Below are 25950 nucleotides of genomic sequence, written 5' to 3'. Positions count from 1 at the left end.
GGTCGCCGGCGCCGTCCTCGGCAGCCTCGTCCCGCTGGGCCTCGGCTGGCTGATCGCCTACCTCTCCCGCCGGCTCACCCCGGCCCAGTCGAAGTGGGCGGTACTGGGCCTGCCCGGCACCGTCGCCGCCGCCGGCGCCGTCTGGCTGTGGGGCCGCACGGAGGGCCGCTGGGGCGACCCGATCGCCGAGGGCCACATGAACGACGCCGTCGCCGAGACCTGGCCCTGGGTCCTGCGCGGCGCCGCCGTCGCCACGGCCCTGTACCTCCTCTGGCGCTCCCGCCGCCCCCGGGGCTGACCCGTCGGCCCGCCCGGCACAATGGGCCCCATGGCCTCCACCACCCGCCCCGCGCTCACCGTCGGTTTCGACCTCGACATGACGCTGATCGACTCACGCCCCGGCATCCGCGCCTGCTACCTGGCGCTGACCGAGCGGACGGGGACGTACGTCGACGCCGACCTGGCCGTCACTCGGCTCGGGCCGCCGCTGGAGGAGGAGCTGGCGCACTGGTTCCCGGCCGAGGCGATCGCCGCCACCGCCGATCTGTACCGGGAGATGTACCCGACGTACGCCGTCGCCGCCACGCCCGCGCTGCCCGGCGCCCGGGAGGCCATCGCCGCCGTGCGCGAGGCGGGCGGACGGGCGATCGTCGTCACCGCCAAGTACGAGCCGAACGCCAAGCTGCACCTGGCCCACCTCGGCATCGAGCCGGACGCCGTGATCGGCGACCTGTGGGCCGAGCAGAAGGCGGTGGCGCTGCGCGAGCACGGCGCGGACGTGTACGTCGGCGACCACCTCGGCGACGTACGCGGCGCACGCACCGCCGGCGCCCACGCCGTCGCCGTGGCCAGCGGGCCGTGCAGCGCCGGGGAACTGCGCGCGGCCGGCGCCGACGTCGTCCTCGCCGACCTGACCGGGTTCCCGGAATGGCTCGCGGGTTACCTCGACGCAGACGGGCCGCACGCGGCGCGGGCCTGACGCCGGCCTGCCGCGATCGACCGGAACACCCCCGCACCGGCGATCAGGAAGCCCACCCCCATCAGCATGCTCAGTCCGAACATGTAGGTGGGAAAGGGCGACGTCCCCAGAAACAGCGGGGCCACCGTGACCAGTGTGGCCACGGTTCCGGCGAAGAAGACGAGCGCACCGGCACGGATCAGTCGGTCACCGGGCGCGGCGGAATTCGTTCGGGTTTTGTCACGCACCCGACCAGGGTAGTTCCCAGGCCTGGGGAACAGCCGGGGGACGTCTTGTCACCGGCCTGCAGACCATTAGCCTTGGTACCGGCGGGTCCGGACGACCCGCCCAAGTGCTATCAAGAGCCGTTTCCGAGCAGTTTTCCGACGAGTACGAGGACGAGGACAAACGTGCCTACCGGCAAGGTCAAGTGGTTCAACGGCGAGAAGGGCTTCGGCTTTCTCTCCCGCGACGACGGCGGTGACGTCTTCGTCCATTCCTCGGTCCTCCCCGCCGGAGTCGAGGCGCTGAAGCCGGGCCAGCGCGTGGAGTTCGGCGTCGTCGCCGGGCAGCGCGGCGACCAGGCTCTGTCCCTCACCCTGCTGGACCCGGCCCCCTCGGTCGCGGCCGCCCAGCGCAAGAAGCCCGACGAGCTGGCCTCCATCGTGCAGGACCTGACCACCCTCCTGGAGAACATCACCCCGATGCTGGAGCGGGGCCGCTACCCCGAGAAGACGGCCGGCAGGAAGATCGCCGGCCTGCTCCGCGCGGTCGCCGACCAGTTGGACGTCTGACCGCACGCCGCCCGCCGCACGGCTTCAGGCCCTACGTCTCACGTCCTCAAGGAAAGGCCAGCGCGTCCGGGCCGAGGGCCGGTACCAGTCCCTCGGCCGCCGCGCGGGTCAGCAGGCCCCGGACCGCCGCGTAGCCGTCCTCGCCGAGGCCGGCCGTGAACTCGTTGACGTACAGCCCGATGTGCTGGTCGGCGACGGCCGGGTCCATCTCCTGCGCGTGCTCCATGACGTACGGCCGGGAGACCTCCGGGTCGTCCCAGGCCGCGCGTACGGACGCCCGGACCGAGTCGGCGAGGCGGGTCAGCGTCTCCTCGCCCAGCGACCGCTTCGCGATGATCGCGCCGAGCGGGATCGGCAGCCCGGTGGTGTGCTCCCAGTGCTCGCCCATGTCGGCGAGCTTGTGCAGGCCGTAGTTCTGGTACGTGAAGCGCGCCTCGTGGATCACGAGCCCCGCGTCGACCTTCCCGTCCCGCACGGCCGGCATGATCTCGTGGAACGGCATGACGACGATCTCGCCGACCCCGCCGGGCACGGTGTCCGCCGCCCACAGGCGGAACAGCAGGTACGCCGTCGACGTCTCGCTCGGCACCGCGACGGTGCGGCCCCGCAAGTCGGCGTCGGCTTCCCTGGTCAGCACCAGCGGCCCGCAGCCCCGGCCCAGCGCACCCCCGCAGGGCAGCAGGGCGTACTCCCCGAGGACGTACGGCAGCACGGCGTACGACACCTTCAGTACGTCGAACTCGCCGCGTTCGGCCATGCCGTTGGTGATGTCGATGTCCGCGAACGTCACGTCGAGGGCGGGGGCGCCGGGGACGCGGCCGTGGGCCAGGGCGTCGAAGACGAAGGTGTCGTTCGGGCAGGGCGAGTACGCGATCTGCAGGGAATCAGCGGTCATGTGGGTTCCAACTCGTGAGGACGGGTGCGAGCTTCCCGAAGGCGTCCGTCAGCGCCGTGAGCGCGTCGCCGACGCGCCAGGCGGCGCGGTCGCGCGGGCCGACCGGATTGGAGACCGCGCGCAGTTCCAGTACGGGCACGCCGTGCGCGGCGGAGGCCTCGGCGACGCCGAAGCCCTCCATGGCCTCGGCCAGCGCGCGCGGATGACGGTGGCGCAGCAGCGCGGCGCGTTCGGCGGTACCGGTGACGGTGGATCCGGTCAGGACGGTGCCGGGGCGGGCGCCGGTCGCGGCGGCCACGGCGGCGACGAGGCCGGCGGGCGGCCGGTGGGTGACGGTGCCGAAGCCGAGGTCGGTGACCGGCAGGAAGCCGTCGGCCGTCTCGGCGCCCAGGTCGGCCGCGGTGATCTCGTCGGCGACGACCAGCGAGCCGACGGGCGCGTCCGGTGGGAAGCCGCCGCCGATGCCGGCCGAGACGACCAGGCCGTAGGGCGCGGAGTCGAGGGCCGCGGCGGTCAGCGCGGCGGCGGTGGAGGCGGCGGCGAGGGCGGGGCCGACACCGGCGGCCAGCAGGTCGAAGCCGCCCGGGAGCCGGTGCAGGGCCACCCCGGGGCTCGACACCCCGGCGCCCGGCTCCGGGAACGCCCGAGCCACCGCGTCCCGTTCGACGGGGACCGCGGTGGCCACGAGGACGCGCATGGAGGACGTGGTCAGTCGTCCTTCTTCAGCTTGAAGGACCACAGACCGGTGGCCTCCTCGCTGTCGTCCTTGCCGTCGCCGGCCTTGATGGTGACGAGCGTCGAGTCGCCCTGGGCGCCGTACTGGGCGTTGAAGAACACGCTGCCCGGAACGGTGCGGTAGGTGTTGTCCGTGTCGTCGGTCAGCTGCTGACCGTTCATCAGGATCGTCCAGCGCTCGTCGGCGACCTCCGGGTCCACACCGAAGCGCACCGTGTCGTCCGGGTTGACCGTGATGGACTCGACGGAGTCGTCCTTGAGGCACTTCTGGATCTCGGCGGTCTCCAGGACCTTGCCCTCGCCGCCACAGGTGGCCTCGGAGCTGACCGAGTCACTGCCGACGGTGACCGTCGCCATGGGCGTCGGCTGGTCACAGGCGGACAGCAGGAGCAGTCCAGCGGATACGGCGCCTGCGGCGGCGACGGCGCGGCGGCGTCGCACAGAGGATTGCAACGTGGTCATGGGCGAAGGCTATACGGCGCCTCCGGCCCGTTCCCCACCTGGGTACGGCGTGGCGTGGTCACGCCACCCTCGCTCGCGCCGGTCCCCCGTGCCGGGCCGAGTCGATCAGACCCCGTACGGTCGTCAGCCACCCGGCGGCGATGATCGCCGCGGCCACCGACAGGCCCAGCGTGCCGTTCAGCGGCAGCACGATGCCCACCGCGCCGCCGAACACCCAGGAGACCTGGAGCAGCGTCTCGGAGCGCGCGAACGCCGAGGTGCGGACCTGTTCGGGCACGTCCCGCTGGATCAGCGCGTCCAGGGACAGCTTGGCCAGCGCCTGCGCGAACCCGGCGACCGCGGCCAGGCACGCCACCAGGACGGTGCTGAAGAACACCGCGGCCGTGACCGCCGCGCCCAGCGCGATCGCGACGACCGTCACGATGATGATCTCGGGAGCGCGCGAGCGCAGCCAGGCCCCGACCGCCGTGCCCAGCGCGTTGCCCGCACCGGCGGCGACGCCCACGATCCCCAGTGAGACGGCCGCGCTCTGCCCGGACAGCGGATGCACGCGCAGCAGGAAGGCCAGGAAGAAGATCAGGAAGCCGGACAGGCAGCGGATGCCGGCGTTGGCGGCCAGCGCGTGCGTCACCGCCGGGCCCACCGTGCGCAGTCCGGGCCGCTTGACCGGCTTGCGGTGCGGGCCGTGCAGATGCCGCTCGTCCGCGGCGAGCAGCGCCCGGTCCTCGCCGCGCGCCGAGTCCACCTTCGGCGGCAGCGTGAACGACAGGACGGTGCCCGCCACGAAGATCACAAAGGCGCCGTACAGCGGCCAGCGCGGCCCGACCTGCTGGAGTCCCGCCGCGATCGGCGCGGCGACGCCGGTGGCCAGCAGCCCGCACAGGGTGACCCGCGAGTTCGCCTTCACCAGGGAGAAACGCGGCGGCAGCAGTCTGGGCACCACCGCGCTCCTGACCACGCCGTACGCCTTCGAGGCGACCAGCACGCCGAGCGCGGCCGGATACATCTCGATGCTGCCGCTGATCACCGCCCCGGACAGCACCAGCGCGAGCAGTGCCCGGGCGCCCATCGCGGCCGCCATCGCCGCGCGGCGCCCGTGCGGCAGGCGGTCCAGGAGCGGGCCGATCACCGGCGCGAGGAGCGTGAACGGCGCCATGGTGATGGCCAGGTAGAGCGCGACCCGGCCGCGCGCCTCGTCGGTGGGCACGGAGAAGAAGACGGTGGAGGCGAGGGCCACGGTGATCATGACGTCGCCGGCGCCGTTCACCCCGTGCAGTTCGATCAGCTTGCCGAGGCCGGACTCGCCCGCGCCGTGCGCGTGCGTCGCCTTGCGGATGCCGCGCGCGGTCCCCGTCACCGGCAGGCGCAGGGCACGGCCGACCGCACGGGACCGGGAGCCGGGGCCGCGCCTCCGGCTCCCGCCCTTGATCTCCGACCGTGCGGCTGCCACCCCGTCATAGTGCCCCGAGAGCGGGGGCTATAGCGCCCATACGGCACGGATGGCGGTGATCGAGTCGGGTGACACCGGCCCCCTCACGGGCGGGGAACGCCGGTCCGTACCCCGCCGAAACTCCCGTCGGTGTAGGCCCAGCGCACATGAGCAGGTAGCGTGCCTAGCGCGCCGTGGCGAACGTTCTCGGCCGCGCGCCTTACGGCCATCCCGCAGAATGGATGACGTAGGTGTGCCCGAGCGCGATCGGGCGCGGACGTCGACGCGGTCCACAGGTCCGCTCCGTCCGCCCCTCGCAGGCAGCGGCGCACTCGTGAGACGGCGTATGGAGAGAAGCGATACCTGTGAGCGCAGCGACAACGCGAAGCCGCACCCCTGACCGTCTGTGTGCCGAGGCCGTCGACCTCGCCCGCGCCGCAGCCGAGGAGGCCGCCGCACCAGGCGTCGTCGGCGAGCACGAGGGCATGGTGTCGGAGGGCGACCGGGTCGTCACGCACCACTTCGCCTGCAAGGAGCTGGGGTACCGCGGCTGGCGCTGGGCCGTGACCGTGGCCCGCGCCTCGCGCGCCAAGATCGTCACGGTGGACGAGGCGGTACTGCTGCCCGGCCCGGACGCGCTGCTCGCGCCCGAGTGGGTGCCGTGGAGCGAGCGGCTGCGCCCCGGCGACATGGGCCCCGGCGACCTGCTGCCCACCGACGCGGAGGACCTGCGGCTGGAGCCCGGCTGGACCGGCGAGGACGAGCCGCCGCCGAACTCCGCCGTCTCCCACGAGATGGCCGAACTGGTGGAGGCGGAGGACGCCGAGGTCACGGCCGGACCGCCCGCCGAGCTGTCGGCCGTCCCGGCCCGCGGGTCGATCTCGGCCGTCGCGGAGGAACTGGGCCTGCGCCGCACCCGGGTCCTCTCCAGGTACGGCCTGCATGTCGCCGCGGACCGCTGGGAGGAGGGCTTCGGCCCCAAGACCGCGATGGCCCAGGCGGCGCCCGCGTCCTGCGAGAGCTGCGGTTTCCTGGCCCGTATCGGCGGCTCGCTGGGGCAGGCCTTCGGGGTGTGCGCCAACGAGTTCTCGCCGGCGGACGGACGGGTGGTGTCGCTGGCCTACGGGTGCGGTGGGCACTCCGAGGCGGCGGTCATGCCGAAGCCGCCGCGGGTGGCTCCGCCGGTGATCGACGAGACGCGGGTCGATCCGTTCCCGCTGCGGCCGGCGCCGGACTCCGGGTCGGTGTCGGTGGCCGATGACGAGGCGGCGGATCTCGGGCACTCGTAGGGTCCGGTGGGTCCGGTGGGTCCGGATGGTTCGCGGGTGCGGGTGCGTTCTGGCTCGCGTTCACGGGGGCCGCGCCCCCGGGCCCCCTGGTCGGCCTTGACGGCCTCGTCCTCGAACTCCCCGGAGGGGGTACCCCCAGGACGGGCCGAGTGTCCTGATCGCCCGCAGCAGGGGGCGGTACCTTCATGGTCCGTCGAAGAGGAGAGTCACCGTGAGCATGTACGTGCGGCCTGCCGCCGAGGGCGCCGATCCGTTCGGTACGGCACGTCTGCGGCGCGGGGTGCTGGACGCCTGGGCGACGAGTCCGGCCCGGTTCCGTGAGGACGCCAACGCGGAGGAGGACCTCGTCCTCGGCGGCTACCGCGACCGGCTGGTCGTCGAACTCGCGCAGAACGCCGCCGACGCCGCCGCACGGGCCGGTGTGCCCGGCCGGCTCCGGCTCACCCTGCGCGACGGTGTCCTGGTCGCCGCGAACACCGGCGCCCCGCTGGACGCGGCCGGCGTCGAATCGCTGTCCACCCTGCGCGCCTCCGCCAAGCGCGACGCCGGGGACAGCGCGGTCGGCCGGTTCGGGGTCGGCTTCGCCGCCGTCCTGGCCGTCACCGACGAGCCCGCCGTCGTCGGCCGGCACGGCGGTGTGCGCTGGTCCCTGGTCGAGGCCCGGGGCCTGGCCGCCGACACCGCGCTGCACAGTCCCGGCCTGGGCGACGAGATCCGGCGGCGCGACGGGCACGTCCCGCTGCTGCGGCTGCCGTTCCCCGCCGAGGGCACCGCGCCCGGCCCCTACGACACGGCCGTCATCCTCCCGCTGCGCGACACGGCCGCCGCCGACCTCGCCGAACGGCTCCTGCACGCCGTCGACGACGCCCTGCTCCTCGCCCTGCCGGGTCTGGAGGAGGTCGTGGTGGAGGTGGCGGACGACGTGCGCACGCTGGGCCGCCGCACCGAGGGCGCCCTGACCGTGGTGGACGACTCCCGGGAGGGCGTCACCCGTTGGCGCACCGTCGCCGCCCACGGGCCCCTCACCCCCGACCTCCTCGCCGACCGGCCCGTGGAGGAGCGGCTGCGTCCCCACTGGTCCGTGACGTGGGCGGTGCCCGTGGACGCCGACGGCGGTCCCGAACGCCCCCGCACCAGCCCCTTCGTCCACGCGCCCACGCCCAGTGACGAACCCCTCGGCGTGCCCGCGCTGCTCATCGCCTCCTTCCCGCTGGACTCCACCCGCCGGCACGCCGCGCCCGGCCCGCTGACCGACTTCCTGACGGAGCGGGCCGCGGACGCCTACGCCGGGCTCCTCGCCGACTGGCGGCCGGTGGCGGCCGGCCTCATCGACCTGGTGCCCGGCCCGCTGGGCAAGGGCGAGCTGGACGGGGCGCTGCGGCAGGCGATCCTCGAACGGCTGCCGCGCACCTCCTTCCTGCCGCCCGCCGCCGAACCGCGCGAGGACGACCCCGACCTGCCCGAGTCCCTGCGCCCCCGAGACGCCGAAGTGGTGGAGGGTGCGGGCACCGACACCGTGCGGGTCCTCGCCGAGGTGCTGCCGACGCTGCTCCCGGCCGGTCTGGAGCGCCGCGCGGAGCTGCGCACGCTCGGGGTGGCCCGGGTACCGCTGACCGACGCGATCGACAGGCTGGCGGGTCTGGAGAAGGCCCCCGGCTGGTGGCGCCGGCTCTACGACAGCCTCGCCGGGGTCGACCCCGACCGGCTGACCGGGCTGCCCGTCCCCCTCGCCGACGGCCGCACCACCATCGGCCCCCGGCAGGTGCTCCTGCCCTCCCCGGACGCCGCCTCCCTCGATCCGGAGGTACTCACCCGCCTCGGCCTGAAGGTCGCCCACCCGGACGCCGCCCACGGCCTCCTGGAGAAGCTCGGCGCCCTTCCGGCCACCCCGCGCGCCGTGCTCACCACCCCGCAGGTCCGGGCCGCCGTCGCCGCCTCCCTGGAGGACGACGGCGGCACGAACTGGGAGGAGGACACGCTCGACGCCGACGAACTGGCCGACACCGTCCTCGGCCTGGTCCGCGACGCCGGACTCGACGCCGGGGACGAGCCCTGGCTCGGCGCGCTCGCCCTGCCCGACGAGGACGGCGAACTCTCCCCGGCGGGCGAACTCGTGTTCCCCGGCGGCCCGTTCGCCCAGGTCATGCGCGAGGACGAACTCGCCGCCGTGGACGCGGAGCTGGCCGAGAAGTGGGGGCCGGAGCCCCTGGCCGCCTGCGGGGTGCTCGTCACCTTCGCCCTCGTCCGCGCCACCGACGTCGTCCTCGACCCGGACGAACTGGAGCCCCGCGAGGGTGACTTCGCCGAGCCGGACGACGCGGGCCTGCTGGACGCCGTGGACGTGTGGAGCGAGGACATCCTCGACCGCTTCCCGGACAGCCCCGTCCCGCCGGTCGCCACCGAGATCGTCGCCGTGCGCGACCTGGACCTCGTGGACGACGACCGGTGGCCCGAGGCCCTCGCCCTGCTGTCGCGGCCCCCGCTGCGCGACGCGCTCGTCCAGTCCGTGCGCGTCCTCCTGCCCGACGGCACTCACGAGGTCGTACGGCCGTACACCGCGTGGTGGCTGCGCGGGCACCCGGTGCTCGGCGGACGCCGCCCGGCCGGTCTGCGCGCCGCCGGCGGCGATCCGCTGCTGCGCGGCCTGTACGACGAGGCCGACGCCACCGGCTTCGAGGACGAGCAGGTGCTGCGGGCGCTGGGCGTACGCACGTCGGTGGCCGCCCTGCTCGACGAACCCGGCGGCGCGGCTGAGTTGCTGGACCGCCTCGCCGACCCCGACCGCCCGGTCACGGCCGCCCAGCTGCACGCCCTGTACGGCGCGCTGGCCGAGCTGGACCCCGAGCAGGTCACTCTGCCGGACGAGGTGCGGGCCGTGGTCGACGGCCGGGTGGAGGTGGTGGACGCCGCCGACGCGGTGGTCGTCGACTCACCGGACCTGCTGCCCTTCACGTCGGGCGTGCCGCTGCTGCCCGTACGGCCCGCCCGGGCCGCCGGGCTGGCGGAGCTGTTCCAGGTGCGGCGGCTGAGCGAGTCCGTCACCGGTGAGGTGCACTCCGAGGGCGTCGGGCACGGCGTACCGGAGCCGGTGCGGGTGCTGCTCGGGGCAGGGACCCCGGCGTCGTACGTGGAGCACGAGGAACTCGTCGTCGACGGTGTGGAGATCGACTGGCGGCTGACGGCCGACGGGGCGTTGCACGCGGCGACGCTGGAGGGGGTGGCGGCGGGGCTGGCCTGGGCGGCCGGTCAGTGGCCCCGCCGCTTCGAGGTCGCGGCCCTGCTGGAGGACGAGTCGCGGACGGAGGAGCTGGCCAGGGACCGCTGGTTCGACTGAGGGGCGGTGCCTTTCGGTCGGCGGGGCTGTGACGCGCCCCTTGAGGGGGCGCGGGGCGGTGTTCGGCATGCGGCTCCGCCGCGTGGGGGCGACCAACCACAACGGCGCCGCTGCGAACCACGGACGGCTATACCGGGAAGCGCCGGTCCACCCACTTCCACGTCAGCTCCAACAGACCCGCACCGACCACCGCGATGCCGACGGCAGTCCACGGCATCGTCACGCCCACCAGCTTCAGCGCGAAGAAGTCCTGCAGCCACGGCACCGCCAGCACCACCACGAAGCCCAGGCCCATCGTCGCCACCAGCGCAACCCGCCACCACGTGTAGGGGCGGGCGATGATCGCCAGCACCCACATCGAGATCAGGAACAGCGTCAGCGTCGCCGCGCTGGTCTCCGCGTCCAGCGCGCCCGGCCCGGAGTAGTGCTGCCGGGCGACGAGGTACGTCGTGAAGGTCGCCGCCCCGGCCAGCACCCCGCCCGGGATCGCGTACCGCATCACGCGCCGTACGAAGTGGGGCTGGGCGCGTTCCTTGTTCGGGGCGAGGGCCAGGAAGAAGGCGGGGACGCCGATGGTGAGCGTGGAGAGCAGGGTGAGGTGGCGGGGCAGGAACGGGTACTCGACCTGTGAGCAGACCACCAGGATCGCCAGCAGCACCGAGTACACGGTCTTCACCAGGAACAGGGTCGCGACCCGGGTGATGTTGCCGATGACCCGGCGGCCCTCGGCCACTACCGAGGGCAGCGTGGCGAAGCTGTTGTTGAGCAGCACGATCTGCGCGACCGCCCGGGTGGCCTCCGCTCCGGAGCCCATCGCCACCCCGATGTCGGAGTCCTTGAGCGCCAGGACGTCGTTCACGCCGTCGCCGGTCATGGCGACCGTGTGGCCGCGTGACTGGAGGGCGCCCACCATGTCCCGCTTCTGCTGCGGGGTGACCCGCCCGAACACCGTCCCCCCGTCGAGCGCCTCGGCCATCTCCTCCCGCTCGGCGGGCAGCCGGCGCGCGTCGACGGTGGCGCCGGACAGCCCGAGCTTGGCGGCCACCGCGCCGACCGACACCGCGTTGTCCCCGGAGATGACCTTGGCGCGGACGTCCTGGTCGGCGAAGTAGCGCAGGGTGTCGGCGGCGTCCGGGCGCAGCCGCTGCTCCAGGACGACCAGGGCGGTGGGCGTGACGCCCTCGGCCACCGAGGGGTCGTCCAGGTCGCGGGCGGCGCGGGCGAGCAGCAGTACGCGCAGCCCCTGCTCGTTGAGCCGCGTGGTCTCGGCGAGCGCGGGGTCGTCCTCGGCCAGCAGCACGTCGGGCGCGCCCAGCAGCCACGTGCCGGAGGCGCCGCCGCCCTCGACCAGGGCGGCGCCGCTGTACTTCCGGGCGGAGGAGAAGGGCAGGGACCCGGTGCAGCGCCAGTCCCCGGCGACTTCGGCGGCCGGGTAGGCGTCGATGATCGCCTGGAGGGAGGCGTTCGGGCGCGGGTCGGACCCGCCGAGGGCGCCGAGCACCGCACGGACGTAGTCCTCGTCGGCGCCGTCGAGCGGGCGCAGTCCGGTGACGTCCATGCCGCCCTCGGTGAGGGTGCCGGTCTTGTCCAGGCAGACGGTGTCGACGCGGGCCAGGCCCTCGATGGCGGGCAGTTCCTGGACGAGGCACTGCTTGCGGCCGAGCCGGATGACGCCGATCGCGAAGGCGACGGAGGTGAGCAGCACCAGGCCCTCCGGGACCATGGGCACGATGCCGCCGACCGTCCGCGCGATGGAGTCGTCCAGCTCGTCGTCCTTCGCGACCAGTTGGCTGAGGATCAGGCCGATGGCGGTGGGGACCATCATCCAGGTGACGTACTTCAGGATCGTGGAGATGCCGGAGCGCAGCTCGGACTGGACCAGGGTGAAGCGGGAGGCCTCCTCGGCGAGCTGTGCCGCGTACGCCTCGCGCCCCACCTTGGTGGCCCGGAACGCGCCGCCGCCCGCGGCCACGAAGCTGCCGGACATGACCTGGTCCCCCGGCTGCTTGACGACCGGGTCGGCCTCGCCGGTCAGCAGGGACTCGTCGATCTCCAGCCCGTCCGCCTCGACGCACACCCCGTCGACGACGACCTTGTCCCCGGGCCCGATCTCGATGACGTCGTCCAGCACGATCTCCGAGGTGCTGACCTCGGCGGCTTTCCCCTCCCGGCGCACGGTCGGGCGGACCTCGCCGATCAGCGCCAGGGAGTCGAGGGTCTTCTTGGCCCGCCACTCCTGGACGATGCCGATGCCGGTGTTGGCGAGGATCACGAAGCCGAACAGGCTGTCCTGGATCGGCGCGACGAACAGCATGATGAACCAGAGCACGCCGATGATCGCGTTGAACCGGGTGAAGACGTTGGCACGGACGATGTCGGCCAGTGAGCGGCTGCTGCGCACCGGGACGTCGTTGACCTGACCGCGCGCGACCCGTTCGGCGACCCCGGCCGCGGTCAGTCCGGTCGCGGGGGAGAGGGTGTCCACGGGGTCCGCGGGATCGAGCCGGTCGTCCGCGTCGAGATGCGTCATGCGTCCGACGGTAAGGGCGGACATACGGCTTCACCCGCCGGACGCGGGGAAGATCCGACCTGGGTAGGACGGAGTGATCCGGCCCCTGGCCCCCAGGTACTACAGGCTGCGCAGGTAGGTCAGACCGGGGGGCCGCCGAGCCGTGTCGGGCCGGTGGCGACGAACCCGGTGCGGCGAGCACGGCCCGTGAGGCCGCGTTGTCGAGAGTGGCCGAGGCCCGTAGCGCGGTCAGCCCGTACGCGCGGGCGGCGAGTGCGCAGACCTCCCGTACGGCCCGGGTGGCCAGGCCGCGCCCGGCGGCCCGTTCCGCGATCCGGTACCCGAGCTCGGCGGCACCGTCCTCCGCGTCCACGAGGTTGACCCGCCCGAGCATCTCGCCACCGGGGCCGACAGCACGGGGAAGAAGCAGATCCCGGCCTCCTGCTCGGCCGGCAGCGCGCGGAGGCGCTCGTCGAACCGGGTGAAGCAGTCCTCGCCCCGGTCGGGCACGGAGGCGGCGAACCAGGCGCGGTTCTCCCGCTCGAAGGCGAGCAGCGCGGGCGCGTGGTCGAGCCGGAGCAGTCGCGGCTCGGCCGGCTCGGGAGGACCGGCCGGCCCGGGCGGCCCGGGAAGGTCAGGCGGCTCGGGCAGCTCGGGCATGGGTGTCAGGTGTCGTCCCGTGCGGCCCGCGCGAGCGCGGCGTCGCGCCCCCGCACGTACCAGATGCCGATCAGTCCGAGCCCGGCGCCGGCCAGGCAGGTCCACACCCACCAGGTGTGGCCGTGGTCCTCGAACCAGCCGTAGAACGGCAGCTGCGCCAGGAAGAGGACGAACCAGAGGACGGTGCCGCCGACGACGGTCGGAACCACGGGGCCCTCCAGGGGCTCCGGCGCCTCGCGCGTGGGTGTCCACTTCTTCATGCGTACAGCTTACGAGGAGGCCGACCGCGCGTTCACCGAACCGCACACACGGGTCTACGCGCGGAGATAGCGCTCGGGCGGCTCATACGTTCATACTGAATCCGTTTGTCTCTGACCGCTTTCATTCGTAGGAAACACCAATAAGGCCGTGGGGGAACCTGTTGGTGATGAGGTCCTCGCATGCCCACCTCGGCCTCCGCCAAGGTCCCCCCGTCCCCCGAGTCGCCCGAAGACAGGCGGCCCCCGCAGAACGGCCTCGACCGGTACTTCAGGATCTCCGAGCGCGGCAGCACGCTGTCCCGTGAGATCCGCGGCGGCTTCGCCACCTTCTTCGCGATGGCCTACATCATCGTGCTGAACCCGATCATCCTGGGCAGCGCGAAGGACATGTACGGCAACCAGCTCGACAACGGTCAGCTGGTCACCGCCACCGCCCTGACGGCGGCGTTCACCACGCTCCTGATGGGCGTCATCGGCAACGTCCCGATCGCGCTCGCCGCGGGCCTCGGCGTGAACTCCGTCGTCGCCCTCCAGCTCGCCCCGCGGATGTCCTGGCCGGACGCCATGGGCATGGTGGTGCTGGCCGGTTTCATCGTCATGCTGCTGGTCGCCACCGGCCTGCGCGAGCGCGTGATGAACGCCGTGCCCTACGGCCTGCGCAAGGCCATCGCCATCGGTATCGGCCTGTTCATCATGCTGATCGGCCTGGTCGACTCGGGGTTCGTCACCCGGATGCCGGACGCCGCCCAGACCACCGTTCCCCTCCAGCTGGGCACCGGCGGTCACCTGCTCGGCTGGCCGGTGCTGGTCTTCGCCCTCGGTGTGCTGCTCACCCTGGCGCTGATCGTCCGCAGGACCCCTGGCGCGATCCTCATCTCGATCGTCGTGATGACCGTCCTCGCGATGATCATCAACGCGGTCGCCGACATCCCCTCCTGGGGCCTGACCACCCCCGAGTGGCCCGGCAACCCCGTCGCCACCCCCGACTTCGGCCTGGTCGGCGAGGTCAGCCTGTTCGGCGGGTTCGGGAAGGTCGGCGTCCTGACCGGCGTGCTGTTCGTGTTCACCGTCCTGCTGTCGTGCTTCTTCGACGCGATGGGCACGATCATGGCCGTCAGCGACGAGGCGAAGCTGACCGACGCCCAGGGCCAGATGCCGGGCATCAACAAGGTCCTCTTCGTCGACGGTGTCGCGGTCGCGGCGGGCGGTGCCAGCTCCGCCTCGGCCACGACCTGCTTCGTGGAGTCCACGGCCGGCGTCGGCGAGGGCGCGCGCACCGGCTTCGCCAACATCGTCTCCGGCGCGCTCTTCGCGGTGGCGCTGTTCCTCACGCCGGTCGCCACGATGGTCCCGTCCCAGGCGGCCACTCCGGCGCTGGTCGCGGTCGGCTTCCTGATCCTGGCCGGCTCGATCCGGGAGATCGACTGGTCCGACTTCACGATCGCCATCCCGGCCTTCGTGACGATGCTGATGATGCCGTTCACCTACTCGATCACCAACGGCATCGGCATGGGCTTCATCACCTTCTCGGTGCTGCGCCTGGCGGTCGGGCGGGGCCGGGAGGTCCCGGTCACGATGTACGTGGTGTCGGCGGTGTTCGCCTTCTACTACCTGATGCCGGCCCTGGGTCTCACGTGACCGGCGGGTCTCACGTGACCCCGTAGAACCGTTCCGTCTCCTCCACGGCGGACTGGAACCGCTCGTCGAAGTCATCCCGAATGAGCGTCCGGACGACATAGTCCTGGACGCTCATTCCCCTTTTCGCCGCATGGTGCCGGAGCCGGTCGAGCAGCTCCCCGTCCATCCGCAGGCTGAGCACGCTGGTCCCCATGCGCACGAGGGTCGCCCCCACCGGCCGGGTGATGCTCCGATTTCCGGAATCAGCTCACTCGTACGGGTGAAGACCGGGTTTCGGTGGCGGGCGTCACGGGCACGCGGGCGGGTGAGCGGTGGTATTTCGCGAGACTAATGAGTTACGCTAAGGAACATGCCGGACCTCAAGCATGGCGACGACGCCGCCGCCGTGAACTCCCTGCGCTCCGCCGTGATGCGGTTGTCCCGTCGCCTCAAGCACCAGCGGGTCGACGAGTCGCTCAGCCCGACCGAGATGTCGGTGCTGGGCACCCTGTCCCTCTGCGGCAGCGCCACCCCGGGCGAGCTGGCCCGCAAGGAACACGTCCAGCCGCCCTCGATGACCCGCATCGTGGCGCTCCTGGAGGCGAAGGGGCTGGTCCGGCTGGAGCCGCATCCCGAGGACCGGCGCCAGAAGGTCGTGACGCAGACCGAGCAGGCCGTGGTGATGCTCGAGGAGAGCCGCCGCAAGCGGAACGCGTTCCTGGCCACGCTGATCGAGGGACTCGACGAGGACGAGTGGGCGAAACTGCGCGCCGCCGCCCCCGTGCTGGAGAAGCTCGCACACCGGTAAGCAGCATTCGCGAGGAGGCGAACCCTTTTGAGTACGGGACCCGGAGCAGCTTCCGCCCCCGCACCCGACGGCCACGACGACCCGACCGCACCCGACGCCCCTCGCAGGACCTCGATGTTCGCCTCCCTCCGGGTCCGGAACTACCGCCTGTTCTTCCTGGGCCAGGTCGTCTCCAACATCGGCACCTGGATGCAGCGCATCGCCCAGGACTGGCTGGTGCTCAGCCTCACCGGCTCCTCGGCGGCCGTCGGTATCACCACGGCCCTGCAGTTCCTGCCGATGCTGCTCTTCGGCCTCTACGGCGGCGTCCTCGTCGACCGTCTGCGCAAGCGCCCCACGCTGCTGGTGACCCAGTCGGCGATGGCCCTGACCGCGCTCTTCCTCGCCGTCCTCACCCTGACCGGTCACGTCCAGGTCTGGCACGTCTACGTCGCCGCCTTCGCGATGGGCCTGGCGACCGTCGTCGACAACCCGGCCCGCCAGTCCTTCGTCGCCGAACTGGTCGGCCGCGACCAGCTCCAGAACGCGGTCAGCCTCAACTCGGCCAACTTCCAGTCGGCCCGCCTGGTCGGCCCCGCCGTCGCCGGTCTGATGATCACCGGGGTGGGTACCGGCTGGGCGTTCCTCGCCAACGGCCTGTCCTTCGTCGCGCCGCTGAGCTGCCTGGTGCTGATGCGCGCCCGCGAACTGCACGCCGTCCAGCGCGCCCCGCGCGGAAAGGGACAGCTCCGCGAGGGCCTGCACTACGTCGCCGGCCGCCCCGAGCTGATCTGGACCATCGTGCTGGTCGGCTTCATCGGCACCTTCGGCTTCAACTTCCCGGTCTTCCTGTCCGCCTTCGCCGACGACGTCTTCGACGCGGGCGCGGGCGCCTACAGCCTCTTCAACACCCTCATGGCCGTCGGCTCGCTGGCCGGCGCCCTGCTCGCCGCCCGGCGCGGCACGGCCCGGCTGCGCGTCCTGATCGCGGCGGCGCTCGCCTTCGGCGCCCTGGAGATGGTGGCGGCGACGGCACCCGAGCTGTGGCTGTTCGCGCTGCTGATGGTCCCGATAGGCGTCTTCAGCATGACGGTCAACGTCACCGCCAACACCAGCATCCAGATGTCCACCGACCCGGCCATGCGCGGCCGCGTCATGGCCCTGTACATGATGGTCTTCCTCGGCGGCTCCCCGGTCGGCGCCCCGATCGTCGGCTGGGTGACGGACACGTACGGAGCCCGGGCGGGCTTCGCCGCGGGCGGCGCGGTGGCCGCGACGGCCGCGGTCGTGATCGGCCTGGTCCTGGCCCGCGTGGGCAACCTGCGCCTGTCGGTCGGCTGGCACCGGGGGCATCCGCAGGTGCGCTTCGTGCCGCGAGAGCGGCGCGAGGAGCTGGCGCCGGCGGCGTAGCGGCCCCGGCGTCAGTCGCGGGGGAAGTCGTCGGTCTTGAGGGTGAGGCCGACGACGGTGCCGGTCAGGTCGATGTCCTCGCCGAATCCGAAGCTGACGGCGGCGTGGTACTTGCCGTCCTTCGGCAGGGTGTGCAGGTGCCACTCCCCGGCATACGGGTCCACGATCAGATATACCGGGACGTCGGCGGCGGCATAGGCGTCCTTCTTGGGGCCGTGGTCGTTGCCCGCCGTGCTCCGGGAGACGACCTCCGCCACGAACTCGACGTCCTCGGGGCGCCAATGGCCCTTGTCGTCCTTCCGGGCCCCTTCGGCCAAGGCCACGACGTCGGACGCGAAGCCGTTGAGATACCCCGGGTAGTCCATACGGACGTCGGACTTCACGCGCTTGCGTGGATACTTGGTTCGCAGCTGGTCGTAGATGTCCGCGATGATGTCCCAGTGGGTGTCCCGCTGCGGCGTCATGAAGATGTGACCCCCGACGATCTCGGTCTTGTATCCCTCGGGGACGGGCATCTTCTCGAGCCACTCGAACATGACGTCCAGAGTCAGCTCGGTGTTCTCTTCGGCCATCTCGATCCTGTCGTCAAGGACGGTCATCGTGGCGCTCCTCCCCGGCTGCCCCCCGACGCGAGTGCAGCCGCGCGGTGCAACGATACGCACGGTGACCGGGACACGCTCGGACGTACACGTGTTCTCCGGGGGAGACTGACCGGCATGAGACTGTTCGCCGCCGTGCTGCCCCCCGAGGACGTCACCGCGGCCCTCGCCGCCGAGGTGGCCGCGCTGCGGAAGCTGCCCGGCGTGGACGGGCTGCGCTGGACCGGCCGCCCGGGGTGGCACCTCACGCTCGCCTTCTACGGGGAGGTGGACGACGACCTCGTACCCGACCTGTCGGCCCGCCTGGAGCGGGCGGCCCACCGCACCGCGCCCTTCGAGCTGGCGCTGCGCGGGGGCGGCCAGTTCGGGCACGGGCGGGCGCTGTGGGCGGGCGCGGAGGGTGATCTCACGACCCTGCGGCTGCTCGCGGACCGGGCGGAGTCGGCGGGGCGCAAGGCGGGGGTCGAGATGGGCGAGCACCGGCGCTACAAGCCCCACCTGACCGTGGCCCGCGGCCGGGAGGCGTTCGACGTGCGGCCGTACGTCGAGACGCTGGACGGCTTCACGAGCCGCACCTGGACCGTGACCGGCCTGGCGCTGGTGCGCAGCAACCTGCCGAGGTCCGGGGTGCCGGGCGAGCAGCCCCGTTACGAGACGGTCGCCCGCAGCCCGCTCGGCGCGTCCGGTTAGGCTCGGGGCGTGGACCCGAAGACCCGTAACCGGATCATGGCCGGTGTGCTCGTACTGATGCTCGTCGTGGTGGCGGTGGCGGCGGCCCTCGGCTGAGCAGCCGTGCGGCGGCCGTCGCCACCCCGCTCACGCCACTACCAGGCGAACGCCTCCGGCGACGGCCCCGGCCCCGGGAAGACCTCGTCCAGCCCGGTCAGCAGCTCGTCCGACAGCTCCAGCTCCACGGCCCGCAGCGCCGACGTGAGCTGCTCGGCGGTGCGCGGACCCACGATGGGGCCGGTCACGCCGGGCCGGGTCAGCAGCCAGGCCAGCGCGGCCTCGCCGGGCGCGACGCCGTGCTTGTCGAGCAGGTCCTCGTAGGCCTGGATCTGCGCGCGGCCGGCGGGGTCGGCCAGGACGTCGGCCGCCCGCCCGGAGGCGCGCCGTCCGCCCTGGACCTCCTTCTTCAGGACCCCGCCGAGCAGCCCGCCGTGCAGCGGCGACCACGGGATGACGCCGAGGCCGTAGTCCTGCGCGGCCGGGACGACCTCCATCTCGGCGCGGCGCTCGGCCAGGTTGTACAGGCACTGCTCGCTGACCAGCCCGATGGTGCCGCCGCGCCGGGCGGCGGTCTCGTTGGCCTGGGCGATCTTGTACCCGGGGAAGTTCGAGGACCCGGCGTAGAGCACCTTGCCCTGCTGGACCAGGGTGTCGACGGCCTGCCAGATCTCGTCGAACCCGGTGGCGCGGTCGATGTGGTGGAACTGGTACAGGTCGATGCGGTCGGTCCGCAGCCGCTTGAGGCTGGCGTCGACGGCCCGCCGGATGTTCACGGCGGAGAGCTTGTCGTGGTTGGGCCACGCCTCGCCGTCGGCGGCCATGTTGCCGTAGACCTTGGTGGCGAGGACGGTCTTGTCGCGCCGGTCGCCGCCCTTGGCGAACCAGTTGCCGATGATCTCCTCGGTACGGCCCTTGTTCTCGCCCCAGCCGTACACGTTGGCGGTGTCGAAGAAGTTGATGCCGGCGTCCAGCGCCGCGTCCATGATGGCGTGGCTGTCGGCCTCGTCGGTCTGCGGGCCGAAGTTCATGGTCCCGAGGACGAGCCGGCTGACCTTGAGTCCTGTGCGTCCGAGCTGCGTGTACTTCATGGTCCCCAAGCCAACGACTTGGAGTGCGCTCCAGGCAAGCCGGTGGGACGACCTCGGCTACGAACTCGAAGTCCTCGTGGCCGAGTAGGGCCCGCCCAGCCCCCACCCCTCGTCCATCGCCCGCGCGAACGCCTCCGCGATCCGGTGCTCGCCGCTCTCGTTGGGATGCGTGCCGTCGTAGGTGTCCACGTGGAAGTCGTACGACGCGGGCGGCGGGACGAGGAGCAGCGAGGAGCGCGGGTCGTCGAGGTCGGCGATCGTCTTCGCGAGGAGTCCGTTGAACCGGGTGACCTGCTCGGCGAAGGTCTCGTCCGCCTCCACCCGGATGTTCGGCACGACCGGCATCACGGCCATGCGCACGCGCGGATTCGCCGAGCGCGCCTCGGCCACGAAGGCCCGGACGTTGTCGGCCGTCTGCTCCGCGTTCGTGTAGAAGCCGAGGTCGATCAGGCCGAGCGAGACCAGGAGCACGTCCGCGCGGCAGGTCCGTACCGTCTCGCCGATCAGCGGGGCCATGTGGTGCCAGCCCTCGCCCCAGCCGGCCAGGTGGGCGCGGGGGAAGCCGGGGTCGGCGTAGGCGTAGGAGGTGGGGGCGTCCGTCGACTGGTCGTGCAGCGTCTCGCGGGGGCCGACGAAGGTGAAGGGGCGGCCGCAGGAGTCGCGCAGATGCCGCCACAGCCGGTAGCGCCACGTGTGTTCGCCTGCGCTCCCGATCGTCATGGAGTCACCGACGAACATCAACCTGAGCATCCGCTCATCATGGACGATCCGCCTGGCCCGCGCGATGTGAGCCCGGCCACGCAGCGTGACTCCGTGCGTGACCCCCGCCGTGAACGCCCGTGCGGGATGGCAGGCTTGGCGCATGCGCCGACCCTTCGCCCTCCTCGCCGCGGCCCTCCTCGTGGGCGCGTTCGCCGTGCCCGCCTCCGCCGCCGACGGGGTAGGCGGGAGCGACGGCTTCACGATCAAGGACCCGCGCATCACCGAGTCCAGCGGCCTCGCCGCCTCCCGCCTGCACCCCGGCGTCTACTGGACGCACAACGACCAGGACAACGGCCCCTACCTCTACGCCGTGGACGGCTCCACCGGCGAGACCGTCGCCCGCGTCGCGCTCTCCGGCGTCGGCACGCCCCGGGACGTCGAGGCGATCTCCATCGGGCCGGGCAACCGCCTCTTCGTCGGCGACGTCGGCGACAACGAGGGCGTGACCTGGCCGTACGTGTGGATCTACGAGCTGCCCGAGCCGACCGAACTGAAGGACCAGACGGTCAAGGCGACGCAGTACGTCGTGAAGTACGCGGACGGCCCCCGCGACGCCGAGTCGATGGCCGTCCACCCCAAGACCGGGCGGGTCTACCTCATCGACAAGAACGAGGACGGCGGGCACTTGTACGAGGGCCCGGCGAAGCTCTCCGCCTCCGGCACCAACGTCTTCCGGCGCGCCGCCCCCGTCGACCTGTGGGCCACCGACGCCGCCTTCTCCCCGGACGGCGAGACGCTCGCCGTGCGCGGCTACCTCGGAGGCGTCTGGTACGACTGGAACGGCGGGAGGATCCAGCGCAAGGGACGGATCAGCGTGCCGCTCGGGCAGGGCGAGTCCGTCACCTACACCACCGGCGGCGAGAAGCTGCTGCTCGGGATGGAGGGCGCCGGCAGTCCCGTGAAGGCCGAGGACGCGCCCGGGGGCGGCGGGTCGGCAGGGGGCGGCTCCGACGCCTCGGGTGAGGGCGGCGGAGGGGACGACGGGTCCGGCGGGGACACCCTCAAGGTCGGGGCGGTCGGCCTGGTCGTCGCGTGCGCCGTCGTGTTCCTCGGACTACGGCGACTGTTCCGCCGCCGCTGAGCCGTGCGCCGCGCTCCGCGCGGCCACCAGCACCTCCAGCCCGTCCAGGATGCGCTGCAGCCCGAACTCGAAGTGGTCGAAGCCGGCGCCGAAGGTGTCCTCGGACAGGGAGGCCAGGACCGGGTAGCGCCCACTGCGCATGGCCTTCTCCAGCGTGGGCTGCTGGGCGGCCCAGAACTGCGCGTCCGTCAGCCCGGACCGGCGCTCGGCCTCCGCCTCGTACACCTGCGTGCGCGCGGCGCCGACGACATACCCGTCGACCATGATGATCACCGACATCAGCTCGGGATCGGTCAGGCCCATCGGCTTGATCCTTGCCAGGACCCTCTCCATGCCGTCCATGGCGCTCGGGCCGAGGATCGGGCGGGACTGGTTGACCTCCAGCAGCCAGGTGTGGCGGCGGTACAGGGCGAGGGCGGCGTGCCCGAGGGTGTGCAGTGCCGAGCGCCAGCCGCCGTCGCCGAGGTCGTCGGGGTCCTCGGACGGGCGCTGCACGCGGTCCAGCATCAGGTCGATCAGCTCGCCCTTGCCGGGGACGTAGCGGTACAGGGACATCGTGCCGGTGCCCAGCTCCGTGGCGATCCGGCGCATCGAGACCGCGCCCAGCCCGTCCCGGTCCGCGACCTCGACGGCGACGTCCACGATCCGGTCCAGCGTCAGGCCCGGTTTGGGCCCCCGGCTGGGCCGCCTGCCCGTGTCCCACAACAGTTCGAGGGTGCGGCCGATGTCACCGCTGCCGCTGGTCTCCGTACCGCTTGCCATGAGGTCAGTCTAAGTCCGCGAGAAAAAACTGGGTACGGCGTACGCGCAATAGGGTACGGTGTACCCAGTTAGAGAGTGAAGGGGGACCCATGAGCGACGGTTACGCGGTACGGGCCGAGGGCCTGGAGAAGCGGTACGGCGAGAAACGCGCCCTCGACGGCTTCGGTCTGGCCGTCCGCGAGGGCACCGTGCACGGCCTGCTCGGGCCGAACGGCGCGGGCAAGACCACCGCCGTGCGCATCCTGTCCACGCTGCTCCGGCTGGACGGGGGCCGGGCCCGGGTGGCGGGCCTGGACGTCGCCCGGCAGCCGCGCGAGGTACGGGCGCGGATCGGCCTCACCGGGCAGTACGCGGCCGTGGACGAGGTGCTCACCGGCCGGCAGAACCTGGAGATGTTCGGGCGCCTGTTCCACCTGGGCGGCAGGCGGGCCCGAGCGCGGGCCGTCGAGCTGCTGGAGCAGTTCGACCTGACCGACGCCGCCGACCGGGGCGTCGCCAAGTACAGCGGCGGCATGCGGCGCCGCCTCGACCTCGCCGCGTCGATGATCCTCGCCCCCTCCGTCCTGTTCCTGGACGAGCCGACGACGGGCCTCGACCCCCGCAGCCGCGGCGAGGTCTGGGAGTCCGTCCGCGCGCTGGTGGCGAGCGGCACGACCGTGCTGCTGACCACGCAGTACCTGGAGGAGGCCGACAAGCTCGCCTCGCACATCACCGTCATCGACCAGGGCAGGTCCATCGCCGACGACACCCCGGACGGGCTGAAGAACCTGGTCGGCGGCGACCGCATCGAGGTCGTGGTCGCCGAACGGGCCGAGATACCGAGGGTGGTGAAGGTGGTCGCCCGGGTCTGCGACGGCGAACCCGAGGCCGACGAGGAGGCGCTGCGGGTGCACGCCCCGGTCACCGACCGGGTGTCCGCGCTGACCGAGGTGGCGCGCACCCTCCAGGACGAGGGCGTCGCGGTGGAGGACATCGGGCTGCGCAGGCCGAGCCTGGACGACGTGTTCCTGCGCCTGACCGGACACCGTACGAGTGCGGAGGACTCGGGTGCCGAGAAGCCGAGTGCGGGGAAGGAGGCGGTGGCGGCATGAGCGCCCTCGACCTGACCACTGGAGGCACGCGTGAGCGTGGGCGGCTTTACTGGCTGCTGGCCGACTGCGGCAACATCGTCCGCCGCGGCCTGACCCACTACCAGCGCCAGCCCGTCAACATCGCCTGGCAGCTGGGCTTCCCGATCCTCTCCGTCCTCCTGTACGGCTATGTCTTCGGCAGCGCGATGACGGTGCCGGGCGGCGGGGACTACAAGGACTTCCTGATGCCGGGCATGTTCGTGATGACCATGGCGTTCGGCTTCATCAACACCGCGACCGTCGTCGTCTACGACTCCACCAAGGGCGTCATCGACCGGTTCCGCTCCATGCCGATGTCCTCCTCGGCCGTGGTGGCGGGGCGCGGTGTGACCGACCTCGTGGTCGCCTGTGCCGAGCTGGCCATCATGATGCTCACGGCGCTGGCCATGGGCTGGCGGCCGGACGGGGGCTGGGGCTTCCTGGGAGCGTTCGGACTGCTGCTGTGGCTGCGGTTCGCGCTGATCTGGATCGGGGTCTGGCTGGGCCTGCTGGTCCCCAACCCGGAGGCGGCGGGCGGCCTGTTCGCGGTGGCGTTCCCGCTGACGATGATCTCCAGCATCTTCGTCGCCCCGCAGCTCATGCCCGACTGGCTGGGCTGGGTGGCGGCCTGGAACCCCATCTCGTCCACGGCGGCGGCGGCCCGCGAACTGTTCGGCACGCCGGTCGGCGGCGGCGACTCGTGGGTCGAGCGGCACGCGCTGCTGATGGCGGGCGTGTGGCCGGTGATCCTGACGGCGATCTTCCTGCCGTTGGCGGTGCGGCGCTTCCAGCGGCTCAGCAGGTAGGAGCGGAGAGCGGACGAGGGGCGCCCGGCGAGTGCCGGGCGCCCCTCATCGACGTACTACGGGAGTGGTGGTGATCAGAGCTTCTCGATCACGTGGTCGACGCACTTCGTGAGCGCCTCGACGTCCGCCGGGTCGATCGCCGGGAACATCGCGACGCGCAGCTGGTTGCGGCCGAGCTTGCGGTACGGCTCGGTGTCGACGATGCCGTTGGCGCGCAGCACCTTGGCGACGGCGGCGGCGTCCACCTCGTCCGTGAAGTCGATCGTGCCGATGACCTGCGAGCGCTTGGCCGGGTCGGTGACGAACGGGTTGGCGTACTTGGCCTCCTCCGCCCAGGCGTACAGGCGGGACGAGGAGTCCTTGGTGCGGCCGGTGGTGAAGTCCAGGCCGCCCTGGCCGTTCATCCAGTCCAGCTGCTCGCCCAGCAGGAACAGGGTGGCCAGCGCCGGGGTGTTGTACGTCTGGTTCTTGCGGGAGTTGTCGATCGCGGTCGGCAGCGAGAAGAACTCCGGAACGTGCCGGCCGCTCGCGTGGACCCGCTCGGCGCGCTCGATGGCGGCCGGGGAGAACACGCCGATCCACAGGCCGCCGTCGGAGGCGAAGGACTTCTGCGGGGCGAAGTAGTAGACGTCGGTCTCGGCGATGTCGACGGGCAGGCCGCCGGCACCGGAGGTGGCGTCGACGAGGACGAGGGAGCCCTCGTCTCCGCCGGCCACGCGCTTGATGGGCATGGCGACGCCGGTCGAGGTCTCGTTGTGCGTGAACGCGTACACGTCCACGCCGGCCTCGGCCCGCGCCTCGGGGTGCGTGCCCGGGTCGGAGGAGACGACCGTCGGCTCGGCCAGCCAGGGGGCGAGCTTCGCCGCCTTGGCGAACTTGGAGGAGAACTCGCCGAAGCTCAGGTGCTGCGACTTGTTCTCGATCAGGCCGTGGGTCGCGACGTCCCAGAACGCGGTGGAGCCGCCGTTGCCGAGGATCACCTCGTAGCCGTCGGGGAGCCGGAACAGGTCGCGGATGCCCTCACGGACCTTGCCGACCAGGTTCTTGACCGGGGCCTGACGGTGGGAGGTGCCGAGCAGGGACGTACCGGTGGCGGCCAGGGCGTCCAGCGCCTCCACCCGCACCTTGGAGGGACCCGCGCCGAATCGACCGTCGGCGGGCTTCATGTCAGCAGGAATCTGGATCTCAGCCACGAGCCGGAGGGTATCTCCTCGGCGAAACCGGACGGCGACATGTCCGTCCGATGAGACGAGATCTCCGCCTTGCGGACCTGTACCGAGCTACAAGAGCCCATGCTGGATGACATGACCGATCTGGAGGCAGCACTGCGCACGGCCGTACGCGGCGAGGTCGGCTTCGACGTCACCTCCCGGGCCCTGACCACCATGGACGCGTCCAACTACCGGCGGGTCCCGCTCGGTGTGGTGGCGCCCAGAGACGCCGACGACGTGGCCGCCGTGCTGGAGGTGTGCCGGGCGCGCGGGGTGCCGGTCGTGGCGCGGGGCGGTGGCACGTCGATCGCGGGACAGGCGACCGGCACGGGCGTCGTCCTGGACTTCACCCGGCACATGAACCGGCTGGTCTCGCTCGACCAGGAGGCGCGAACGGCCGTCGTCCAGCCGGGTCTTGTCCTCGACCGGCTCCAGGGTGCCGCCGCCCCGCACGGCCTGCGCCTCGGTCCCGACCCCTCCACCCACAGCCGCTGCACGCTCGGCGGAATGATCGGCAACAACTCGTGCGGCTCCCACTCGGTGGCGTGGGGCACGACGGCGGACAGCGTGCGCGAGCTGACGGTCCTCACCGCGCGGGGGGAGCGGCTGCGGCTCGGGCAGGAGTGGGCCGGGGCGCCGGAAGGCCTGCGCGCGCTGGTCGACG

The 25950-nt window shown here is 72.4% G+C and carries 25 protein-coding genes and 2 pseudogenes; 13 read left to right on the top strand and 14 right to left on the bottom strand.

Translation table 11 applies throughout. The annotated features are described in order from the left end of the window. Together EBH09_RS15935 and EBH09_RS15930 are read left to right on the top strand one after the other, a co-directional pair. Nucleotides 1-298: pseudogene (locus tag EBH09_RS15935) on the top strand (hypothetical protein); the annotation flags it as partial. A 30-nt stretch (nucleotides 299-328) separates the two neighbouring features. Beyond that, a complete protein-coding gene (locus EBH09_RS15930) occupies nucleotides 329-979 on the top strand; it encodes a haloacid dehalogenase-like hydrolase (protein ID WP_121747657.1) in 651 nt (216 codons plus the stop codon). Here the strand turns inward: EBH09_RS15930 and EBH09_RS15925 are convergent. After that, the gene (locus EBH09_RS15925) at nucleotides 940-1206 is read right to left on the bottom strand and encodes a hypothetical protein (RefSeq protein WP_121747656.1); all 267 of its coding nucleotides are present in this window, start codon (nucleotides 1204-1206) and stop codon (nucleotides 940-942) included. The genes EBH09_RS15930 and EBH09_RS15925 overlap by 40 nt on opposite strands. A 162-nt stretch (nucleotides 1207-1368) precedes the next feature. On the opposite strand from EBH09_RS15925, the gene EBH09_RS15920 reads away from it, so the two are divergent. Continuing rightward, nucleotides 1369-1752 (top strand): cold-shock protein, encoded by a 384-nt coding sequence (locus EBH09_RS15920; protein ID WP_121747655.1) that lies wholly within the window; start codon nucleotides 1369-1371, stop codon nucleotides 1750-1752. Between the two features lie 46 nt (nucleotides 1753-1798). On the opposite strand, the gene EBH09_RS15915 is transcribed toward EBH09_RS15920, so the two are convergent. The 4 genes from EBH09_RS15915 to EBH09_RS15900 are packed head-to-tail and all read right to left on the bottom strand — an operon-like array spanning nucleotide 1799 to nucleotide 5273. Beyond that, the gene (locus EBH09_RS15915) at nucleotides 1799-2647 is read right to left on the bottom strand and encodes a 1,4-dihydroxy-6-naphthoate synthase (RefSeq protein ID WP_121747654.1); all 849 of its coding nucleotides are present in this window, start codon (nucleotides 2645-2647) and stop codon (nucleotides 1799-1801) included. Continuing rightward, entirely contained in the window at nucleotides 2637-3344 is a 708-nt protein-coding gene (locus EBH09_RS15910) for a futalosine hydrolase (protein ID WP_121747653.1), read from the bottom strand. The genes EBH09_RS15915 and EBH09_RS15910 overlap by 11 nt, the downstream gene beginning before the upstream one ends. Before the next feature lie 11 nt (nucleotides 3345-3355). After that, nucleotides 3356-3844 (bottom strand): DUF2771 domain-containing protein, encoded by a 489-nt coding sequence (locus EBH09_RS15905; protein WP_193776338.1) that lies wholly within the window; start codon nucleotides 3842-3844, stop codon nucleotides 3356-3358. Between the two features lie 58 nt (nucleotides 3845-3902). Next, a complete protein-coding gene (locus tag EBH09_RS15900; protein WP_238697342.1) occupies nucleotides 3903-5273 on the bottom strand; it encodes an MFS transporter in 1371 nt (456 codons plus the stop codon). 365 nt (nucleotides 5274-5638) lie between these two features. Between EBH09_RS15900 and EBH09_RS15895 the strand changes: the two genes are divergently transcribed. Both EBH09_RS15895 and EBH09_RS15890 read left to right on the top strand, forming a co-directional pair. Next, nucleotides 5639-6562, top strand: coding sequence for a DUF3027 domain-containing protein (locus EBH09_RS15895; protein ID WP_121747650.1), 924 nt, complete (start codon nucleotides 5639-5641; stop codon nucleotides 6560-6562). Nucleotides 6563-6773: 211 nt separating this feature from the next. Next, a complete protein-coding gene (locus EBH09_RS15890) occupies nucleotides 6774-9896 on the top strand; it encodes a molecular chaperone Hsp90 (protein WP_121747649.1) in 3123 nt (1040 codons plus the stop codon). A gap of 127 nt (nucleotides 9897-10023) precedes the next feature. Here EBH09_RS15890 and EBH09_RS15885 read toward each other — a convergent pair whose 3' ends face one another. The 3 genes and pseudogenes from EBH09_RS15885 to EBH09_RS15875 form a co-directional block, all read right to left on the bottom strand. Then, nucleotides 10024-12426 carry a cation-translocating P-type ATPase gene (locus EBH09_RS15885; protein ID WP_121747829.1) on the bottom strand — a complete coding sequence of 801 codons (2403 nt, stop codon included), beginning with the start codon at nucleotides 12424-12426 and terminating at the stop codon, nucleotides 10024-10026. Nucleotides 12427-12525: 99 nt separating this feature from the next. Beyond that, nucleotides 12526-12987 (bottom strand): annotated as a pseudogene (locus EBH09_RS15880) (GNAT family N-acetyltransferase). 83 nt (nucleotides 12988-13070) lie between these two features. After that, the gene (locus EBH09_RS15875; protein WP_121747648.1) at nucleotides 13071-13325 is read right to left on the bottom strand and encodes a DUF2530 domain-containing protein; all 255 of its coding nucleotides are present in this window, start codon (nucleotides 13323-13325) and stop codon (nucleotides 13071-13073) included. Between the two features lie 180 nt (nucleotides 13326-13505). Between EBH09_RS15875 and EBH09_RS15870 the strand changes: the two genes are divergently transcribed. Beyond that, on the top strand, nucleotides 13506-14963 hold the full coding sequence (locus EBH09_RS15870; protein WP_121747647.1) for an NCS2 family permease: 1458 nt from the start codon (nucleotides 13506-13508) through the stop codon (nucleotides 14961-14963). 10 nt (nucleotides 14964-14973) lie between these two features. On the opposite strand, the gene EBH09_RS15865 is transcribed toward EBH09_RS15870, so the two are convergent. Further along, the gene (locus EBH09_RS15865) at nucleotides 14974-15156 is read right to left on the bottom strand and encodes a hypothetical protein (RefSeq protein WP_055417808.1); all 183 of its coding nucleotides are present in this window, start codon (nucleotides 15154-15156) and stop codon (nucleotides 14974-14976) included. A 156-nt stretch (nucleotides 15157-15312) separates the two neighbouring features. Between EBH09_RS15865 and EBH09_RS15860 the strand changes: the two genes are divergently transcribed. Both EBH09_RS15860 and EBH09_RS15855 read left to right on the top strand, forming a co-directional pair. Continuing rightward, on the top strand, nucleotides 15313-15750 hold the full coding sequence (locus EBH09_RS15860; RefSeq protein WP_121747646.1) for a MarR family transcriptional regulator: 438 nt from the start codon (nucleotides 15313-15315) through the stop codon (nucleotides 15748-15750). Between the two features lie 27 nt (nucleotides 15751-15777). Then, nucleotides 15778-17139 carry an MFS transporter gene (locus EBH09_RS15855; RefSeq protein ID WP_121747645.1) on the top strand — a complete coding sequence of 454 codons (1362 nt, stop codon included), beginning with the start codon at nucleotides 15778-15780 and terminating at the stop codon, nucleotides 17137-17139. Between the two features lie 11 nt (nucleotides 17140-17150). Here the strand turns inward: EBH09_RS15855 and EBH09_RS15850 are convergent, their stop codons facing one another. Beyond that, a complete protein-coding gene (locus tag EBH09_RS15850) occupies nucleotides 17151-17738 on the bottom strand; it encodes a Uma2 family endonuclease (RefSeq protein ID WP_121747644.1) in 588 nt (195 codons plus the stop codon). Between the two features lie 117 nt (nucleotides 17739-17855). Here EBH09_RS15850 and thpR point away from each other — a divergent pair, with 117 nt between their 5' ends. Continuing rightward, a complete protein-coding gene (thpR, locus tag EBH09_RS15845; RefSeq protein WP_121747643.1) occupies nucleotides 17856-18428 on the top strand; it encodes an RNA 2',3'-cyclic phosphodiesterase in 573 nt (190 codons plus the stop codon). Nucleotides 18429-18562: 134 nt separating this feature from the next. Here thpR and EBH09_RS15840 read toward each other — a convergent pair whose 3' ends face one another. Both EBH09_RS15840 and EBH09_RS15835 read right to left on the bottom strand, forming a co-directional pair. After that, nucleotides 18563-19555: an aldo/keto reductase gene (locus tag EBH09_RS15840; RefSeq protein WP_121747642.1), complete on the bottom strand. Its 993-nt coding sequence runs from the start codon at nucleotides 19553-19555 to the stop codon at nucleotides 18563-18565. 57 nt (nucleotides 19556-19612) lie between these two features. Beyond that, the gene (locus tag EBH09_RS15835) at nucleotides 19613-20305 is read right to left on the bottom strand and encodes a GDSL-type esterase/lipase family protein (protein ID WP_121747641.1); all 693 of its coding nucleotides are present in this window, start codon (nucleotides 20303-20305) and stop codon (nucleotides 19613-19615) included. Nucleotides 20306-20417: 112 nt separating this feature from the next. On the opposite strand from EBH09_RS15835, the gene EBH09_RS15830 reads away from it, so the two are divergent. Beyond that, the gene (locus EBH09_RS15830; RefSeq protein WP_193776337.1) at nucleotides 20418-21398 is read left to right on the top strand and encodes a WD40 repeat domain-containing protein; all 981 of its coding nucleotides are present in this window, start codon (nucleotides 20418-20420) and stop codon (nucleotides 21396-21398) included. On the opposite strand, the gene EBH09_RS15825 is transcribed toward EBH09_RS15830, so the two are convergent. Continuing rightward, nucleotides 21372-22160, bottom strand: a complete 789-nt coding sequence (locus tag EBH09_RS15825) for a TetR/AcrR family transcriptional regulator (protein WP_121747639.1) — start codon at nucleotides 22158-22160, stop codon at nucleotides 21372-21374. The genes EBH09_RS15830 and EBH09_RS15825 overlap by 27 nt on opposite strands. An 89-nt stretch (nucleotides 22161-22249) precedes the next feature. Here EBH09_RS15825 and EBH09_RS15820 point away from each other — a divergent pair, with 89 nt between their 5' ends. Then, the gene (locus EBH09_RS15820) at nucleotides 22250-23251 is read left to right on the top strand and encodes an ATP-binding cassette domain-containing protein (protein WP_121747638.1); all 1002 of its coding nucleotides are present in this window, start codon (nucleotides 22250-22252) and stop codon (nucleotides 23249-23251) included. Continuing rightward, nucleotides 23248-24075 carry an ABC transporter permease gene (locus EBH09_RS15815; RefSeq protein WP_121747637.1) on the top strand — a complete coding sequence of 276 codons (828 nt, stop codon included), beginning with the start codon at nucleotides 23248-23250 and terminating at the stop codon, nucleotides 24073-24075. Before EBH09_RS15820 ends, EBH09_RS15815 begins: the two co-directional genes overlap by 4 nt. Before the next feature lie 74 nt (nucleotides 24076-24149). Here the strand turns inward: EBH09_RS15815 and serC are convergent, their stop codons facing one another. Continuing rightward, a complete protein-coding gene (gene serC / locus EBH09_RS15810) occupies nucleotides 24150-25268 on the bottom strand; it encodes a phosphoserine transaminase (RefSeq protein ID WP_121747636.1) in 1119 nt (372 codons plus the stop codon). Nucleotides 25269-25379: 111 nt separating this feature from the next. Between serC and EBH09_RS15805 the strand changes: the two genes are divergently transcribed. Continuing rightward, nucleotides 25380-25950 (top strand): FAD-binding oxidoreductase (locus EBH09_RS15805; protein ID WP_153182674.1); only part of this gene is annotated, 571 nt, incomplete at its 3' end.

The sequence above is a fragment of the Streptomyces sp. E2N166 genome (assembly GCF_003671715.1).
Taxonomy (GTDB): domain Bacteria; phylum Actinomycetota; class Actinomycetes; order Streptomycetales; family Streptomycetaceae; genus Streptomyces; species Streptomyces thinghirensis.
This window is presented reverse-complemented; position numbering and strand designations above follow the sequence as displayed.